Genomic DNA, 19123 nt, shown 5'->3' on the forward strand with positions numbered 1-19123 from the left:
AAGGTTATTCTACAGATAGTGAGACATACTTTATTTTCTCTCTATTATAAGTGTAAGTTAGATGAACTATGCCGTCCTCTGCCTGAATGATTGCGGGATAGCTGAACTCACCTTTGGGCTGATCTTCCAAGACATAAATCTCATCCCAATTCACTCCATCAATAGACATCATAAGAGAAAGCTTATTTCTTCCATCCTTGATTGGATTGCAAAGCAAAAGTTGCGTTCCATTTTGCAAAGTCACCGCATCAATTCCAGAGTTATTGTGAATCAACCCTGTTGATTCTACTTTAGACCAGGTTTTGCCTCCATCCATTGACCAAGTTGAGCCTATCACATCTTCCTGAGTTCGGGCTAACATTTGAAGCTTGTTGTTTGGATATTTCAAAATAGTGGGTTGGATCGCGTGAAATTCACCATTGTCGATTTCTGTTTTTTTCCAGTTCTGACCTTCTGCAGTAGTAGTTTCCACATGCATGCTCCAGACACCGTTGGTTTCGAAGCTAGATGGGTGGAGAAGAGTACCATCTCCTAAAAGCACAGCTTTGTTTTTTACTGGTCCAAGCATTCCTGGTGGTATTTGAATTGCTTTTGACCAGGTTTTTCCCTCGTCATCAGAAGTTTTATAGAGCCCCCACCATTCTCTTGGGTTAGGTCCTTCTTTGTAGAAAAGGAAGATTTTTCCAGCAGGACTTTTATATAAAACCGGATTCCAAGTCGGATTTCTGAAGACTTCGTTTTCCACCCCATCAGCTACCATTTCCGGAGTTGACCAAGTCCCATTTGTTAAAAGGGAAGTGTAAATGCTCACATCTGGATGTCTTTCATAGGTTCCTCCAAACCAAGCCGCCAATATCCCTTGTTCAGTCTCAATTAAAGTTGATGCATGACAGGAAGGGAAAGGTGCTGTTTCGTAGATAAATTCTGATTTTAGGATTTTAACTGTTGGTTTTTCAACCTCATTGTTTAAAAAGCCTAGAATCAATGCGATAAAAATAGTAGAGACTTGAAACATATTAGTTTTGAATTGTATAGGTGTAATTCAGGTTTAAATTAACAAAAAGGAGGTAATAGTTGGATTGACTGTCTTGTACTCACCTGAATGATTATTTATTCTGAAAGTTGAGTTCTGCAAAATCCATGAAATGGCGCCAGTCTTCCACGGTTAACCCGTGCTTTCCATCTCTAATATGATATCCGGCAAAGCTTTGAATAATGGGCCCCTCTAATTCTTCAAAAGCTGAGGGGAACTCTACAGGTTTTTTATAAATATCCCTGTAAATTCTACTTCCCAATTGCATGGACAAATATTCACCTTTAGGGTCTGCCCACAAATCTTCTCGGGCACTAGAATAATAAATGGCTCTTGGCGCCACCATCATAGCTAGCATATGTTGATCAATCGGTAAGTAGTTTTCCTGATCATTGTATTTTTTGAAATTGTCATTGAACCAGTGTGGGAAGGACGTATTTATAATTTTCACTGTTTCACCAAACTTTCGCCTGGAAAGTGCTGCTCCACCGCAACCTGATTCATTAGGGATCACTACTGCCCAGCGATTATCATTTACGCCAGTCCAAAGTGCTGTTTTCCCGGCTCTGGAGTGCCCTACTAAAACTGATTTTGTGGCGTCGATCATCGGTTGCTGCTCGAAATAATCCATAGCTCTCATGGCAGCCCACCCCCAAGCTCCGAATGTTCGCATGCCATTGGCTTTACTTAGTTCCTCAGGATATAAAGTAGAAAGTATGCCTTCGGAGAATTTTTCTGCATCATCAGGAGCTACCGTTTCTCCATGAAAAGAGGCAGTTGCAAAGCCTCTATTAACAAGTTCCTCAACTGGCCAATAACCTTCTTCAGCGATTCTGCCATCACTAAATTTTGGTCTATGATTGATCAATAAAATTATTGGAACTTCCCGTTCACTAGATTTTGGAAGGAATACATTTAATCTCATGGTATGAGATTTTCCATTTCTATCAACTGTAATATCTACCTCCTTGAAAATCGCCAGATCTGGATAAGGGTTGGTGCTTTCTGAGACTTCTTTGAAAGAAATCTCATCGAAATCTGTTCTAATTGGACCGTAAACCTCCTCTGTGAATAAATTCAATAACTCTGGCCTACGGATATTTTCCCAATCTGAAATACTTTGAATCAATTGCCCAGTTTTGCTGACAAAGGGATCTGGAAGAAATAAAGGTGGAACTTGAGCTTCATCATAATTTGCTGCCCGCTGAGCCATAACAAAAGAGTTAATTAAAACGAATATAGACGCTATAAATAGGATTAATTTTTTCATAATTAATTGGAACTGACAGCTTCTAAATGCTCAGGAACGAATTCGTCGAATGGATAGGACCTAGGCAATACTTCCACGCCACTTGTCACTTTCATAGGCGCTTGTCCCGCAAAAGTCACCTCCATAAAATATCCTCTATAGCCGCTCTCTGGCTCTGTCATTTTGAATTCATAATTTCCATCTGCTGCTGATTCTAGCTCAGTTGCTTTCCAATTTGGTCCAAAAACATCAACCCTAAAATCTCTTGCCTTATCATTATAGGCGCTCCATACTTTAACTGAAATAGGTTTATCGGCAGGATCTGCTTGAAATGAAATGAGATCTACTTCAATTTTCCATTCGTATTTAGGTCTAGGGTTTTGGTTTAAAACAGCGGAATAAAAAGAGATCATATTGGGTAATGCATCAGAATCTCCTATGTCATGGCCGAAATTCGGCACATATTGAATATGCTTTTCCCCAGGCAAATCATTCCAATAAAATTCCCAGCTATCTGGCTGAAAGAATTGGTCTCCTGCTGCGTTAATCAAAAGCTTGGGCAATTCCATTTCAGTTGCAAAAGTGTAGGGTTCTGTGATTGCCAAAAGCCGGTCAAATTCTGGAGTTCCCATCCATTCCATTACTCCTTCATTTACATAATTATCTACGGCTGGAGCCCAGAATCCATAGTTTTTCCAGTGATGCTTAAATGAAGGTTCTAAGTTTAGCATGTCTATGACGATTGGAATAATCGCAACAACCCTATCATCCACAGCGGCAGTAGTCCAGGTGGTCCAACCACGTTTCGATGCTCCAGCCACGACGTAGTTGTTGAGGTTTTTGTCATAAAGGCTTTTTACTACCTCAGAGGTTGCATCCATTGCGAGTTTTACCGCTTTGGTCATTGGCAGGCGAGCCAACCATATGGCATCTTCGTCTTTGGCTCCTCCTTCCAGAAACTTTCTCCAACCATAAGCAATAATGGCATCTTCATATCTCTCTCCTTCGGGATCATTGGCAAAGGTTAAGGGCTGAAATGGAATATTATGAACCTGAGCAACAATGGAATTTGTCTGCAAAGCAGCAGTTAGGATCAATTCATCAGGATTTTCCGGCAAGTTGGTATTGGTGCTCCCTCCGCCAATCCACATCATGCCGGTTTCAAAAGGAGTATCTCTCGGTACCACTATGGACACCCAATGCCACCATTCTGTCTTATCTACCAAATCAGAGGTTAGCCAATTCTGAGAGGTCATCTTCAGAACGTGATAGTCATAATCAGTTCCAGTGGCCGTAAGGACAATCTCAAATTTGAATGCAGAATCAGGAGCCATTACATAATCTTTCAATAGGTTTTCTGACGGGATTTCTTCAGCTAGTATTTTTTCTTCTGGTTTTTGGCAGGAGGAGAAAACAAGGCAGATAGAAAAATAAACACAGGTAAAAACCAGTGTGGGACGTGGAAAAAGTAGTTGCATTTGGAATTGGGTTTTTGTTAGTAGCTAAAAGCTAATTAATTAATAGCTATTCGGCAACTTGAATTTGATAGCGAAGGAATTCTCGGGATAATCATCATTCCTTCCTCAAGTTGGAAGAGTTTATTTTCTGAGTAATTCGGGAAAGAATCAGACTGTTTATTTTGTTATATGTTTCATTTGTTTTACTAAAATATTATAATTTTTCTAATTTGAAAATATGATTCTTAGTAATAGAAATATCGTGTATATAATATTGAATTAATATAAACAAGGTTGTCGGGTAAAAAGAGAATAATTTTTTAACATAAAAATAATTTAATAAATTTTATTTTTTATTAGAACATTTAATTTTCTCCTCCTTGAGGCTCAGGAAGACGTTTTAGTCCGCTTTTTTCAATCGTTTCTCTCCTTTCTGATTTCCCCAAACTCTATAAGAGGAAATGATTACTGATTAACCTACGTATCTGAAAATTGTGTATATATATTTAATGTAGGCCTAAAATTCCCTTAACAGGACTGTGTTTTTTATATAATACTTTTGTGGTTAAATATTGGCTAAGCTAATTCAATTGGTTTAGTTGTTCCATTCGAATTGTTCTCTTTATATACACAATAAATTTTATGAATACAAAATTACAATTATCTAAAATTATTTATGGGTCCGCATTTGTGTTGATGTGGACAACTTTCGACAGTTCTTCGCAAGTATTCGCGAATGGGTTGGAGTCTGACCGAAGACTTTCTACCACTGGTTTGATTTCGGCTGAGCAGTCAGTGACAGGAACAATCACAGATGAAACCGGTCAACCACTACCAGGCGCAACGGTTCAGATCAAGGGAACTGTGAATGGAACCGTAACAGATCTAGATGGTAAATTTACTATAGAGGTGGGTGAAGATGCCATCCTTCAGATTTCATATGTAGGGTATATCCTTCAAGAAATCTCTGTAAATGGAAAGTCTATCATTGATGTACAGTTGCAACCTGATGCTACTCAACTGGATGAATTAGTTGTAATAGGCTACGGTACCCAAAAAAGATCGGATGTTACTGGAGCGATAAGCTCTGTTAAAAGTGAAGATTTCAATAGAGGTGTGATTACAAATCCTGTTGATCTGTTGCAAGGCAAAATGGCTGGAGTAAATATTACTTCTACCAGTGGTGAGCCTGGAGCAAACCAAAATGTGATTATCCGGGGAATCGGAAGTTTGCGCTCTGGTACGCAGCCACTTTATGTCTTGGACGGGTTTTTATTGGATAACTCTGGAACTGGAGTAGCTTCTAACCCACTCAACTTTCTAAATCCCAATGACATCGCCAGCATCGATGTCCTGAAGGACGCTAGTGCAACTGCGCTCTACGGTTCTCGTGCCTCAAATGGGGTTGTGGTAATCACCACCAAAAAAGGCAAAATGGGGAGTTCTCAAGTAAACTTCTCTGCCGGAGCGTCCTGGTCTAAAATGGCAAAGCAAATCGATGTTTTTGGAGCGGATGAGTTTAGAGAGCAAGTAATTGCAGTAGGTGGTAATCTGGAAGATTTTGGAGGAAATACCAATTGGCAAGAGGAATTGACTCAGGTAGGGTTTTCTCAGGATTACAGTTTATCTATGAGCGGAGCCAATACCGAACGGTTTTCCTACTTCGCATCTCTTGGTTACCAAGAGCAGGAAGGTATTTTGAAGAACAGTGATTTGAAGCGCTATTCAGGTAAACTAAACGTAAATCAGAAGGCTTTTGATGGCAGGATGAATATTGACTACAATCTTACTGCTGCCTATACAGAAAACCTTCGACCAGTAATTACAGGTACGATTAGCGATATGTTGGGCCTTAACCCAACTATTCCAGCTTTTACCGATGGTGAACCCACTCTTTTGAATACCAATGCACTTAATCCGATCAAGAGATATGATTTGTACAGTGATGATGCGGCAAACAACCGGATTTTAGGGACTATTTCTCCATCCTTTGAGATTTTTGATGGCCTAACCTATAAGTTGAATTTAGGTGTGGATTATTCCACTACAAACCGATACGTACAGTACAAGCCTTTTACTGAGGTAATCAATGAATCCAATGTATCCGACGGTACGTTGGACGAACTTATTTCCTCGAATACCAATAGCTTGGTAGAAAACACACTGACGTACAACTGGAACAATTACAAACACAATTTTACGGTATTGGCAGGACACTCTTACCAGACTTTTCTTGACGAATTCAGAGGTACGTCTTACCGCGGATTTGCAGCAAACAATATAGAGCCAAGATATCAGGATCATAACAGTACGAGCGAGTTTCCTACTACGGTCAATGCCTCTGCGACCCGAAATGAATTACAGTCATTCTTCGGTAGATTGAATTATGTGTATGCAGATAAATATTTGTTCACGGCCACTTTCCGGGCAGACGGTTCTTCCAAATTTGGAGATAACAACAAATACGGATACTTCCCGTCTTTTGCTTTGGGTTGGAATTTGAGCAAAGAAGCTTTCATGGCGAATTCCGTTTTCAATAACCTAAAAGTACGCGCGAGCTGGGGACAAACAGGAAATCAGGAAATTCCATCCAGAATCACTAAAGCCAGCTATTCTGAAGATCGATTGGCAACTGGTTCAGGCAGTTTGAACACATATCCTATAGATACAGACGGAACCACCTTAGATAGCTATCCATACGGCATTGTATTCACGAGATTGGCAAATCCGAATTTGCAATGGGAAGTCTCTACTCAAATTGATTTCGGGATTGATTTTGCCTTGATGGATTACAGATTGACAGGTACCTTGGATTATTTCAACAAAGTATCTTCAAATATCCTCCTTGAGGTAGTTCCGGCCGATCCGGTGCAACCAACCTCAACTTTTTGGGACAATATCGACAATATGGAAATCCACAACAGTGGAGTTGAGCTTACCTTGAATTACGCTAGCAAAGAAACAAAGTCATTTTCATATGAAATTGGCGGTAACATCACATTTATTCAAAACGAAGTAAGAGACTCTCCTTATGCTGTCTTGACTACTGGAGCAGCTCAGGGTGCCGGACAAACTGGCGCAACTATCAACGGATATATCAACAACCAGCCAATTGGAGCTTTCTATATGCTTGAGTTTGATGGAATCGGAGAGGATGGCCTCAATAGATTCGTAGACATCAACAATGATGGACAAATCCTGGACAATGACAGAAGTGTAGTGGGAAGCGCTATTCCAAAGGTTATCTACGGATTCAATACAAATTTTCGATTTGATAATTTCGACTTAGGACTAAACTTTAATGGGGCTGCTGGAAACAAGATTTACAATCACACCACCATGTCTTTGTTTACCAAAGCCCAACTTTCCAGGTCAAATAATACCACAGATTTTGCCGTACAATTTCCAGAAGAATCTTTCAACAACTCCAACACTGTGTCAACAAGATTCTTGGAGAGCGGCTCTTTCTTTAGACTGAACAATGCCACTTTGGGCTACAATGTGAATCCAAATAGCTTTGGAATGGGTAATACTTTCCAAAATATCCGCCTCTCAGTCACTGGTCAGAATCTCTTTGTAATCACGGATTACTCCGGATTTGATCCTGAGGTAAATACAGGCTCTACTTCTGCCGGTATACAGACTTTCGGAATCGACAGATTCACCTACCCAAGAGCCAGGACATTCACCATTAACTTAAATGTAACTTTTTAAACACGAACAGATCATTAGTTAATCTTTCAGAAAATCTTAAAGAAATGAAAAATATCAAGTTTAAAATAATTCTTCCAATTGCTGCATTTTTGCTGGCTTTTATCAGCTGTACTACTCTCGACGAAGAAATCCTCGATGAGTCGCTTACAGGCACAGGTGAAGCGGAAATCGTCAGCGGTTCCATTGCTCCGGTGTATGGCATGCTTCGTCAGGTATGGCTTCATACCGTGAATTTCGGACTTCAGGAAGTAGCGTCAGATGAGGGGATTCTTCCGTACCGTGGTGGTACGGATTGGTTTGATGGAGGTAAGTTTATCGCTATTCACCAGCATTTGATGACTCCTGGCAACAGCTTAGTTGGAGACGCTTGGACTTACATTACCTTGACGCTGTCCAGAGCTGTAGCAGCTGAGGAGCAATTGACACTCGAGGTGGAAAATGGCAATACCAACGCGCAAAATCCTTTGTATGAAATGGTAGCCATGAAGGCGTACTTGAATATGCTAGCGTTGGACAACTGGGGTCTGGTTTTTAGAAAAGACGCTTCTGACGAACAGTCTATCATTTTACGGGGTGAGGAAGCACTAGAATACATTGAAAATGAGCTACTCTCCGTAGTCAATGTGATCAGTAGTAGCAATGGTCCTGGACGTATGAATAAATCCGCCGTTGAGGGACTTCTGGCTCGCTTGTATTTGAATGCTGCTGTATACCGTGACCCATATGGTACGCCTGATTTCAGGACTGAAGATATGGATAAGGTGATCCAATACACAAGTAATATCATCAACGGACCTTACACTTTATCCCCTGAATATTTCGATTTGTTTAATGACGACAACAATACCAATAGGGAAATTATCTTCTCTCTCGACCAGCGTGGTGTCTTGCAGACTGAGCATAGCAGATGGCAATACTGGTCAATTTCGGGTGATCAGGTTCCAAGACCTGAGTACCCTAGCACTAGAGGAACTGATGCGGTCGCTGCAACACCGGATTTCGTGCAAACCTGGTATGACGCATATGGTAATGTGGATCCTGCGGATGCAGATGCACGTTTCTTCATGCGCAATACGATGGTTCCTGAAAATCTTCAAGACTTAACAGGGGTTAATCCTACAAATGATGAAGATCACTATTACACAGTAGAAGATACCGAGTTTGAAATGGATAGAGGGATTCTTCGAAATATTATCTGGGGACCGCGAAAAGATGAAACCGGAGCGATTATTCGGGATACTGATGGGAAAGTGAAAATCTATCCAGTGATTAACAGAAGAAGTAGTGGAGCAAATATCCGTTACGTGGATCACACCTTCCAGGTGGATTTTACCAGCGAGGGTAGCTTGCACAATACTGGAAATCGATTCTCTAAATATCAGTTTAGCCGAACCGCACCGAATTGCTGTTCAAATAGCAGTGTAGATATCGTTTTGCTGAGATTAGGTGAGGTTTATTTGATGCGTGCTGAGGCCAAGTTGAGAAAAGGTGATAATGCAGGGGCACTTGCAGATGTCAATACCCTCAGAACTTCGAGAACAGCTCGTCCTGCGCAAACACCTGCTCCTTTGGCTTCGATTGATTTGGATATACTATTCCGTGAATCTGGCTTTGAGCTTTATTGGGAAGGTTTGAGAAGAACCTATCAAATCAGATTTGGTAAATATGAAGATAGTTGGACAGAAAAGACCGATAGTGATCCCAACAAAAGACTATTCCCGATTCCGCAACGAGCGATCGATGGAGCTTCCAACATTGAAGGTTTCTTGGCTCAAAATCCAAGTTACTAAAGTCTAGTAAACCTTTAGAAATATAAAAGCCGGTGAGATTTCTCATCGGCTTTTGCTGTTTTTTTAGGTTTTTGTGTTACTGATCATGCCTTTGGCACTCATAAATTCAATAATGATTTTTCTACCCCGAATTTCGCTGCGCTGTATTCGGGGCTGGTATTGTGAATGCCCTTGGCATTCTTCATATAGAATGTCTGTTGGCCAATTGAATAATTAAAAGGTTTTTAAGTACTTACGTCAGTTGAATTTATTGGGCCTGCTATTATAACCTAGAAATAGGCTCATTATCCCGTTTTTATAATCTCGGCAGGATTTCCCTTGCCAACGGCAAGGCCAGTAAAAGCCCAGAATGCAATTCTGGGTTACTAGCGGATTTATGACATAGGAGAGTGCCAACGGCACGACCAATATGATTGACTTTGCTTCAATCCTGAATTTTCTTTATCGTATTGTTTTTCAGGTCAATGGAAAAATGGTCTGAAGGATTCGACTGATAGAGCTTCTCGAAAATCGCAAAAAACTGAATCAATTCACGGTTCAGGTTTTGAACCGAAGAGGAGAAGGTTTTTTTGCTGAGGGAAGTAATCAATTCCTCATAAAAGCTAAGTCTATCTTCAGGAATGAGGTTTTTTCCCAGTTCATCGCCATTTTTCAACAAGTAAAAATCATCGATAATAGAATGTTTGGGATTCATACCTCGTGAATTGATTTGTAGTGTTCTCAATTTCTCTTGTAGAAATCTATCACTTTTGATTTCGTCCATTTTACTCCATAGGATAAGCTCTTTAGGACTGAGATTTTCAAGCAGAATAGCCAGATTTTCTGGCCAATCGGATGGGATAAACCTGGATTTTGTTAATTCCCGAAGGTGATTTCTGGTGTATTCGAGATAGTCTTTGGAAGCCAGAATGGTGGTGTCCCAGATCCCTGGATCTTGGTTTTCAAGTAACCACCTATGCTCCATTCGATAGAGATCAAAGAATTCATTCATATGATCTACTTCTGTCAAAGGGATAGTCTCAATTTCAAAATTTTCTTGCGAAGTGATTGTGGCAGTCTTATAGGCAGGCGGAAAGGCCGCCAGGGAAGGAACTTGGATGTTATACATGGTATAGGTGGTTGATTGGTCTTGATAAATTCCGGTATCATTGATGTGCATGTGTCCCGCGAAATGGATGTTGATTCCTGCGGCAGCGTATAGTTCGCTGGTCTCCGAAGTAGGAACGCGTTCGAGTTGAAATTTACTAGGTCCAAAAATTGACTTCATCTCGGTAGATGCTCCGTCATGAAAATCAACCAAGGGATAATGGCTAAAGGAGATAAGCGCTTTACCTCTTTTCTCAGCTTCAGCAGTCACTTTTCTGATCCAGTCGAGTTGGTGATTTTTGTGATTCACAGCCTGATTGAACCCAACAGAGGAGCCGCTCCAATTACCCTCCTCAGAATGTGTGTATACATTTCCATCAAGCGCAAGTAGCCAAATTCCATCTACAGGTTCCACGAGATAGCTGGCATCAGGCAGGAAAAGCCCCGAATCTCCAGCTGGATAAACTCTGTTTTCAAGGTTGGAGGAAGCTTCGGCCTGATCAAAGCTGTAAGAATCATAATCCAGCTCTTCGAAAGGATGCGCCCAGAAAACATCCTGTGTGCTCGGGAAAAAGCCATAAGCAGCTAATGCTTGGGTGATCTCTGGATAACCCCAGTAATTGATCTGATCTGAGATTGCTGCGTCCGTATTTTTATATAAATCAACTGTCCCTGCGATTGCTTGCTCGGAACCATCCACCCCCAAAAAATCTCTTTTCCCGGCAATTCCCCCAAATGGTTTGACTGGATCATGATTTCCAGTAGTCACATAAAATCGCATTCCGAAATTTCTTGCGTAATGGTCAAGGATTTTCTTCAATACCAATACATTCATCGGCTGACCGTCATCGGTAAAGTCGCCCGGAAGTATCACGAGTTGAATTTCTTTCTTCTTCAGGTCTTCCAATGCACTGATGAAGGCAAAATAGTTTTCATTAAAAAGCCGGGTAGAATTTATTTGGCTTTTCATGGTCCGAATAGTCGCGTATTTGCCAGTTTTTGGATTTAACACTCCGGGGAAATCAGGTGACTGCAAATCTGCATAGACATCTTGCAGGTGGATGTCTGACAGAAACGCGATTTTTACCTCAGCAGATGATTGAGCAAAAAGCTGTGGTTTTGGGCTGATTAGGTGTATTGCTGCGCCAAGGATGCTAGGAATAATATATTTTTTGTTCAAAATATTAAGGAGAGTCTATTTGTTGACCAACACTGGATTAGGTCTTTGGTACAGGTTCCCTTCGAAACTAACTTTGTAAGCTGATTTAAAGAAAGTAGAAGGGGAATAATAATCAGTGGAAATTACCTGAGCTCCAGATGCTTTAGCTTTTTCGAAAGTAGAATAATCATTCGTTCTGGCCTGCTTAGTATCTGAATCAGCCCGCGTTCGGATCATGTACCCTTTATTGACCAGATCTCTAATGTAGGCTTCATCTCTCTCCGCATTATTTATAATCCTAAATCCAGCGGTAGAATTTCCTTCTTTTTTGTTGACAAAGAGTACTGCATTCTTTAACTCAGGCTTGGCAGTAAGGTATCGATCGATTTTCTCCTCACTTTCATCCAAAACAAAAAGGAATTTACCTTTTGCATCTTCCAGAGTTGGCCAGTTTCCGGCCAGCACTGCTGATTCCAAATCAGTAAAATCTCCTTTTACCATATCCGGAGTGATTAGCTTATTCATGCCTAAATGCGTTCTAATTTCCAAATCAATGCTGTCCAAAGCCGTGGCTGTGAAAGGCAGAACAGGGCGAGTGCCAGGGATATTTCCAGCTTTTGCATTGATCAAAATAAAGATGGGGTAGTGCTCAGGGTTATTATCGCTCCATTTTTTGAGTGCCGTCAAAGCATCTGCAAAAAGTAGGTAGTGAGATTGAAAATCTAAGTCCTGCACATGAAAAAGCTTCAGTCCCGACTTGGAAAGGGCATTGCCAGGGTCGTAATCAGGAATGGCTCCACCGCTGGTTTTGATGATTTCCAATCCTTTTGGGTTTGAATACCTTCCTCCTTCCGGATCGTGAAATACATCAAGTTCCAGGTTTCTTAAACCTAATTCCAATTGAGCTTCTAAAGGGATATGTGCATATTCCAAACTCTGGGCAGCAGGCGGGTTCACTTTAGCCAAATAAACCAGTAGTTCTGGTGCCATTTGACTCTTGTAGCTATTGTGACTACCGATTACCTGAATCTGGTTGATTTTGAGATTCTGAGCAGAAATGGATGAATAAAAAAACAGGCAAAAAGCGAGTAGAAGTAAGCTGGTGTTGGTTTTCATGAAGTTTAATTTAATTGGTAAGTTCCTAAAAATCCGAGGAGATTCATCGAATGTTGCTTCATGTTTTTGTTATGATTTAAGATGTGAAAAAAAACATGAGTTTATATGTAACTAGTTAATTTACAATAGGATATGGCGAGACTCAGAGTATTAGTGTTTTACCCAGGTGTCTCATAATTTATGAATATGTTAAGCCTTGACTTTTGGGGTTGAAATGTGTCACTTATTCTGGCGAATCACCTAATTTTAAGAATGAATAAATTCTTTTCAACTCAGCTTTTACTTCTGCTATTCCTTTCTTTTAGCCTCTCTGCGCAGAATCAATCGTCTTTTCAAATCCATTCTCACAACGATTACCTGCAAACCGTACCCTTTTGGACTGCTTATAGTGCGGGGGCAGCTTCTATTGAGGTGGATGTGATTCTGAAAGATGGTGCCCTCCTGGCTGCTCACGAAGTGGAAAGTATTGATCCACGACGAACCATTGAAAGCTTGTATTTGGATCCTATTAAAGAAGGATTGAAAAACGATGTTATTTCTACCATCAGTTTTCATTTGTTGGTAGACCTAAAGACGGAAGCCTATTCCACCTTGGAGGTATTAGAGAAAAGTATGCTGAATTATCAGGATGTGCTTTACTCGGAAAGTAATCCAGGGGGATTGAAATTGATCATTTCCGGAAATAGACCAAATCCTGACGATTATAAAAAATATCCGGATTGGATGTTTTTTGATTATCAAAGTAAGGAATTAAGCAAGGGTTTGCCATGGGAGAAAATAGGAATGGTGAGTATGAGTTTTCGACAGTTTTCTATTTGGAACGGTAAAGGAAGAATGGTGGAAGAGCAACGAAAAGCTGTCCAGGATTTTATTGATCTAGTCCACAGTTTTGATAAGCCTGTTCGCTTTTGGGGTTCGCCAGATAGCAAGTCTGCATGGAAGGCATTCTATGAAATGGGAGAGGATTTCATCAATACCGATCACCCAATTGCTGCGGCGGATTATTTAAGTAAGTTGGATCAAAATGTCTATCAGAACCCAAATCTTCACGAGGTTTACCATCCCAATTTTGATTCGGATGGAGCCGCAATTCCTGTGAAAAATGTGATTCTGATGATAGGAGATGGGAATGGATTGGCGCAGATTTCGGCTGCTCTCTTTGCAAATGAGAATCAACTGAACTTGACTGAGTTGAAGAATATGGGTTTAGTGAAAACCCAAGCTGCGGATGATTTTACCACAGATTCTGCGGCAGGTGCGACAGCCTACGCCACTGGTGAGAAAACCAATAATCGAGCAATTGGAGTGGATCCAGAAGGAAAAAGGTTAGAGAGTCTCCCTGATCTGCTCACAGAATATGGATTCTCCAGCGGGATCATCACCACAGATCAACTAACGGGAGCTACTCCTGCATCCTTCTTTGCGCATTATCCGGAGCGCGATGATTCGGATCACATTGCTGCCTATTTGGCTAAAAGTAAGCTTGATCTTTTCATAGGTGGAGGTAAATCCAGATTTGAAAAGGAGATGGTAAACCTCAGAAATTCAGAATTTACTTTGGTGGAAAGTCTGGAGAACTTAGGAGGAAATCGGGTGGGGTACTTTGCATCTGAAAACTCATTAAAAAAAGTTTTGGACGGGCGAGGGGATTATTTATTGAAAAGCACAAATGCTGCGTTGAAGTTTTTTGAGCAGAAAAAGCGCCCCTTTTTCCTCATGGTAGAGGCTGCGAATATAGACTCGGGAGGGCATTCTAATAGCACTTCTATGATCGTTTCCGAGATGCTTGATTTTGATCAGGTGATAGGGGAGGTGATTCGTTTCGCAGATTCACATCCGGGAACTTTGGTTTTGATCACAGCAGATCATGAGACGGGAGGAGTATCCATTCCGCAGGGAGATATTGCTTCAAATACGGTAGAATTGGCTTATCATTCCGATGATCACACAGGGATTATGGTTCCTATTTTTGCTTATGGAGCACATTCCGGTGATTTCAGAGGGGTGTATGAGAATACAGAGGTATTTCATAAAATCATGAAGCTGGTGAAGGAATATCACCAAAAGTAATTTGCTTGCTATCGCTTACCAACAAGTGTGAAGGGAAGCATAAAGATATTTCTGACTAGGTCAAAAGAGAGATCCACAGCAAATCCCAGTAACCTAAATGGTAAAAGCAAAAGCCACACAATAGGGTAGAGAAACAGTGCAATAATCGCTAGTGGCCAACATAGGATAAAAAGGATGCACCAAAGAAGAAAGCTAAGCATAGGGAGTTTTTAGGCTAATATCTTCAATACTTGTTCCAATTTAAAAAATGTCTTGTTGTAGCCGGGACGATCAGTTCATATGAAATTTGTGTAACGAAATCGAACATGATTAGCTAGGTTTCGGAAAATTTGACTAGTACAATTTAATTTTAACCGAAATGCGCGAGGATTACCAGTGGCTTGTGAAAGCAAATTTTTAGATAGGTGAAAATTTATATTCTTGTTGAATTTGGATAAATAGGGTTCATGATTCCGTTGAGATTGATATTTTTGTGTTGAATTGGAATTGAAGGCTTTTTAATAGACTATTTGTGCTAATATTATTGTTAAAAATGAAATAATAGGTTACTTATTTTGACTATTATAGTTTCTAAAATTTTTTTAGAATAGACCTAACAATTAAAATTTTTTTCTAAATTAGATCTGAGGGTATTTGGAAGGAGGGCCTCGGTAAATGGATTTATTTACATTTAAAGAAGGTTTTGTTCAATTAATTTAAAAGATGTTTAAGAAACATATTGAATTAATAATATTCCTTGAATTTTTCTTAATAAGAATGAGCTAAAAGATGAGTCTTAAATTAGATGTCAGATTCATTTTTTATTATATGAATAGCTAAAAGAAGTGTTTTTATAAAAATAGTGTGAGAGGATTGATTTCAATTGAGATTTTTCAAATAATTGAATTTCAAATAATTAACTCCTGCTTGATTTTGATTTCATTTTTGTGATGGGTGAAAGTGTTCAGGTTATTCCAGCTTGATCTGATTAATGTACTAGGTATCAACTAATTTTTACATAATTTTTATTTTAAAAAAAAACAGATTGCCAATGAACTGATCAAAGAGACCTTTGGAAGGAGCAGTCGAAATTTAAGAAGATCCCTCGCTGCGCAATATTCGATCCTCTGTGTTATAAATTATAATTACAGAAATATTTTTAGTAACCATTAAAATAAACCTCTTATACTATGAAATCAAAATTACATAGACGGCTTTTATGGGTGTCTAAAAGAATTCTATATGGATTCTTAATCCAACTTATGTTTAGCACTATTATAATGGCAAGTGCAAACGTAGCTCCCCTTATAAAAAATATACTGAAAGATGTAACTGTAACTGGGAAAGTTCTGGATGAAACTGGATTGCCTCTTCCCGGTGCAACGGTGTCTGTAGCAGGTACTACCTCTGGTACCATTACCGACATAGATGGGATGTACACGATTACTGTTTCTGACAATGCTGAGATAATATTTTCCTATATAGGATATGAGCCACAGCGAATTACAGTGGGTTCGCAAAGTGTAATTAACATAACACTAAGACCTGATGCCACAGCTCTTGACGAGGTAGTGGTGATTGGTTATGGAACTACCAAAAGAAGTGATTTAACAGGTTCTGTAGGCTCAGTTGGTGCAGAAGCACTGCGAGAGCGTCCGGCAGCATCTTTAAATCAAGCTTTGGCAGGAAGAGTGTCTGGAGTTCAAGTAAATAACAACTCAGGACGTCCAGGAGGAAGAACCACTGTTAGGATCAGAGGATTCAGCTCCATCAACTCATCCAATAACCCACTATATGTAATAGATGGTGTTCAGATGCCAATGGGTACTTTGGATCAACAAAGTAGTGCAATAGATTATATCAACCCGAACGATATCGTATCTGTGGAGGTGTTGAAAGACGCATCGTCTACTGCGATTTATGGTTCTAGAGGTGCGAATGGCGTTATTCTAATCACCACCAAAAAAGGTAAATCAGGCGAAGGTAGCGTAACATACAATGTGGATTTAAGTGTTCCTATCATAGGACCAAATAGACCTGAGGTGTTAAATGCCCAGCAATATTTAGATGTTGAGGATTTAGCTTGGGCTAATATGGCTAAATACGATCCAGAAGGATGGAATGCTGGCAAGTGGGCCTACCTAAACCCAGCCCTTAGAAGAACCGATCCCCGTATTTTTGACAGCCAGGGTAATCCTCTTTATGATACTGATTGGCTACAAGAAACCACTCAAAACAAGCTTTCCCAAAACCATCAGTTAGGCTTTACTGGAGGTAATGAGCGTACTTCTTACTCTCTTTCTTTGGGATATAGGGATGATCAAGGACTTGTAAAAACATCCTATTTGAAAAGATATTCTACTCGTTTCACTATAGAAGATAAAGTGAAATCATGGTTGACTGTAGGTGGTAGCCTTAGCTATAACAATCAGTCAGAAAATCTAGTCGATGTGTCTGATGCTGTTGCCAGACAGATGGTAGAAGATTTCCCATTCCTTCCTGTGAAATATGAGGATGGAACCTTTGCTAATAACAGAGATTATCCTTTTGCGGAAGGTACAATGAGTTCTATGCACAGGTTGTCTGGAAGAAGGTATATCCTTAATACTCAAACTACCTTGGGAAGTGCTTACACTAACATCAAGTTTTCTGATGCACTCCAAATGAGAACCGCATTGGGTGTAAATATCCTGACGCAGGAAAATGACAGGTCTGAGACCAGAACATTAGCTATTGGGCAGAGTGGAACTGCGTCCAAAAGTTTGAACAAAAATACATTTTGGTCTCTGGAGAATTACTTGACTTATAATAAAGTATTTGCTGAAAGACATGCTGTAGAAGGACTACTTGGTATTTCATGGCAGGAAAGTAATTCCTCATCTATGAGTGCAAGTATCCAAAATTTCTCTACGGATTACTTCCTGTACAATAATCTCGGTGCTGGTAGCCAGCTGCCAAGAGTAGGTTCGGGAGCTGACCGTGAAGCATTGAATTCTTACTTTGCCAGAATCAATTATATCCTAGATGATAAGTATTTGTTTACCGCTACAGGTCGTGCCGATGGTTCGTCAAAATTCGGTGATAATAACAAATATGCCTTTTTCCCTTCTGCAGCACTGGCTTGGAGGGTTTCTGAAGAAGGATTTTTGAAAGGCAATTCAACTATATCAAACCTAAAGTTGAGAACGAGTTACGGTTTGACAGGTAACTCAGAAATACCACCTTACTCGTCACTTTCATTATTAAGCTCTAATTATTCGGCTATTTATAATGAGAACCAAGTAGGCGGAACCGGTATCAATAGACTGGCAAATCCAGATTTGAGATGGGAGAAAACAGCTCAGACTGATTTTGGAGTTGAATTGGGATTGTTCAATAATCGCCTGAATTTGGAAGTTGACCTTTATTACAGAAAAACTACAGACATGCTATTGGATTCGCCTGTACCAAGAACAAGTGGATATGCGACCATCCGAAGCAATGTTGGTTCTATGGAAAATAAGGGAGTTGAATTCACGCTTAATTCTGTGAATTTTGATTCGGAGAATTTCAGTTGGAACACCTCTTTTAACCTCTCACTAAACAGAAATAAGGTGTTGTCACTAGCAACTCCGGCAGATATTTTCGGAGTAGGTGGTCCTAATTTCACCAACCAGACCAACATCATCAGAGTTGGTGAACCGGTAGGTTCTTTCTGGGGATTGGTACGATTGGGTACTTGGAGTGAAGCAGAAAGAGCAGAAGCAGCTGAATTTGTGAGTTATAGAAATGGACTTACAATTCTTCCAGGTGATATCAAATACTTGGATGTCAATGGAGATAAAGCAATCAACGATTCGGATAGAATGATCATTGGTAATGGTAGCCCTGATTTCTGGGGAGCAATTTCCAACAGTTTCAGAATGTACAATTTTGATCTTACTGTTGAGCTTCAATATAGTGTTGGAAATGATGTGCTGGACATGACCTTGCACCCAAGTGAAGACCGTCAAGCTTTGGCAAATAGCTATACCTCAGTGCTGAATGCATGGACACCTCAGAACCAAAACACAATGATTGCAGAGATCCGAGATACTCGGGCAGGATATGTGACTAATGTGGATTCTCACTGGGTTAAAGACGGTTCTTTCCTTCGTGGTAGAAACCTATTACTGGGATATAGTTTTCCAACCAATGTGACTAGCGCCATCAAACTAAGCAGATTGAGAGCATATGCCTCAGCTCAGAATTTCCTCCTATTGACAGGAAAAGATATCAATGGTGATCCAGAAACAACACCTATTCGTGGTGGTACCGGAAGTAATGTTTTCTCACAAGGTATGAACTGGCACAGTTATCCGAGACCGACAATTTTCATGTTCGGTCTGCAGGTGACTCTTTAATCCACTTTTTACTTAAAGCGATGTAATGCATGAAATCGAGCAAGACAAAGGCTGGACAAAGAAGTCTGGTTTTATCTCCATGCGAGAT

The 19123-nt window shown here is 40.2% G+C and carries 9 protein-coding genes; 4 read left to right on the plus strand and 5 right to left on the minus strand.

The features are described 5' to 3' along the window. Positions 1-4: 4 nt before the first annotated feature. The 3 genes from ACPUEN_RS00185 to ACPUEN_RS00195 form a co-directional block, all read right to left on the minus strand. Entirely contained in the window at positions 5-1015 is a 1011-nt protein-coding gene (locus tag ACPUEN_RS00185) for a sialidase family protein (protein WP_425637828.1), read from the minus strand. A gap of 91 nt (positions 1016-1106) precedes the next feature. Continuing rightward, positions 1107-2303, minus strand: coding sequence for an alpha/beta hydrolase family protein (locus ACPUEN_RS00190; protein ID WP_425637829.1), 1197 nt, complete (start codon positions 2301-2303; stop codon positions 1107-1109). Positions 2304-2305: 2 nt separating this feature from the next. Next, complete coding sequence (locus tag ACPUEN_RS00195; protein ID WP_425637830.1) at positions 2306-3760, minus strand: PhoPQ-activated pathogenicity-related family protein; 1455 nt, start codon at positions 3758-3760, stop codon at positions 2306-2308. A 621-nt stretch (positions 3761-4381) separates the two neighbouring features. Here ACPUEN_RS00195 and ACPUEN_RS00200 point away from each other — a divergent pair. Continuing rightward, positions 4382-7453: a SusC/RagA family TonB-linked outer membrane protein gene (locus tag ACPUEN_RS00200; RefSeq protein ID WP_425637831.1), complete on the plus strand. Its 3072-nt coding sequence runs from the start codon at positions 4382-4384 to the stop codon at positions 7451-7453. 44 nt (positions 7454-7497) lie between these two features. Next, complete coding sequence (locus tag ACPUEN_RS00205) at positions 7498-9243, plus strand: RagB/SusD family nutrient uptake outer membrane protein (RefSeq protein ID WP_425637832.1); 1746 nt, start codon at positions 7498-7500, stop codon at positions 9241-9243. Between the two features lie 424 nt (positions 9244-9667). Here ACPUEN_RS00205 and ACPUEN_RS00210 read toward each other — a convergent pair whose 3' ends face one another. Both ACPUEN_RS00210 and ACPUEN_RS00215 read right to left on the minus strand, forming a co-directional pair. Continuing rightward, positions 9668-11509, minus strand: a complete 1842-nt coding sequence (locus ACPUEN_RS00210; protein ID WP_425637833.1) for a metallophosphoesterase family protein — start codon at positions 11507-11509, stop codon at positions 9668-9670. Positions 11510-11524: 15 nt separating this feature from the next. After that, on the minus strand, positions 11525-12604 hold the full coding sequence (locus ACPUEN_RS00215; protein ID WP_425637834.1) for a phosphatidylinositol-specific phospholipase C1-like protein: 1080 nt from the start codon (positions 12602-12604) through the stop codon (positions 11525-11527). 252 nt (positions 12605-12856) lie between these two features. On the opposite strand from ACPUEN_RS00215, the gene ACPUEN_RS00220 reads away from it, so the two are divergent. Next, the gene (locus ACPUEN_RS00220) at positions 12857-14674 is read left to right on the plus strand and encodes an alkaline phosphatase (protein WP_425637835.1); all 1818 of its coding nucleotides are present in this window, start codon (positions 12857-12859) and stop codon (positions 14672-14674) included. 1259 nt (positions 14675-15933) lie between these two features. Continuing rightward, positions 15934-19035 (plus strand): SusC/RagA family TonB-linked outer membrane protein, encoded by a 3102-nt coding sequence (locus ACPUEN_RS00225; RefSeq protein ID WP_425640218.1) that lies wholly within the window; start codon positions 15934-15936, stop codon positions 19033-19035. The last annotated feature ends 88 nt before the right edge of the window (positions 19036-19123 follow it).

Origin of the sequence: Algoriphagus yeomjeoni, from assembly GCF_049821175.1 — a bacterium.
In the GTDB taxonomy this organism is placed as follows: domain Bacteria; phylum Bacteroidota; class Bacteroidia; order Cytophagales; family Cyclobacteriaceae; genus Algoriphagus; species Algoriphagus yeomjeoni_A.

Bases quoted from the DNA above. Each gene is read 5' to 3' on its own strand.
- ACPUEN_RS00185 (WP_425637828.1), bottom strand. From the start codon at position 1,015: ATGTTTCAAGTCTCTACTATTTTTATCGCATTGATTCTAGGCTTTTTA.
- ACPUEN_RS00190 (WP_425637829.1), bottom strand. From the start codon at position 2,303: ATGAAAAAATTAATCCTATTTATAGCGTCTATATTCGTTTTAATTAAC.
- ACPUEN_RS00195 (WP_425637830.1), bottom strand. From the start codon at position 3,760: ATGCAACTACTTTTTCCACGTCCCACACTGGTTTTTACCTGTGTTTAT.
- ACPUEN_RS00200 (WP_425637831.1), top strand. From the start codon at position 4,382: ATGAATACAAAATTACAATTATCTAAAATTATTTATGGGTCCGCATTT.
- ACPUEN_RS00205 (WP_425637832.1), top strand. From the start codon at position 7,498: ATGAAAAATATCAAGTTTAAAATAATTCTTCCAATTGCTGCATTTTTG.
- ACPUEN_RS00215 (WP_425637834.1), bottom strand. From the start codon at position 12,604: ATGAAAACCAACACCAGCTTACTTCTACTCGCTTTTTGCCTGTTTTTT.
- ACPUEN_RS00220 (WP_425637835.1), top strand. From the start codon at position 12,857: ATGAATAAATTCTTTTCAACTCAGCTTTTACTTCTGCTATTCCTTTCT.
- ACPUEN_RS00225 (WP_425640218.1), top strand. From the start codon at position 15,934: ATGGCAAGTGCAAACGTAGCTCCCCTTATAAAAAATATACTGAAAGAT.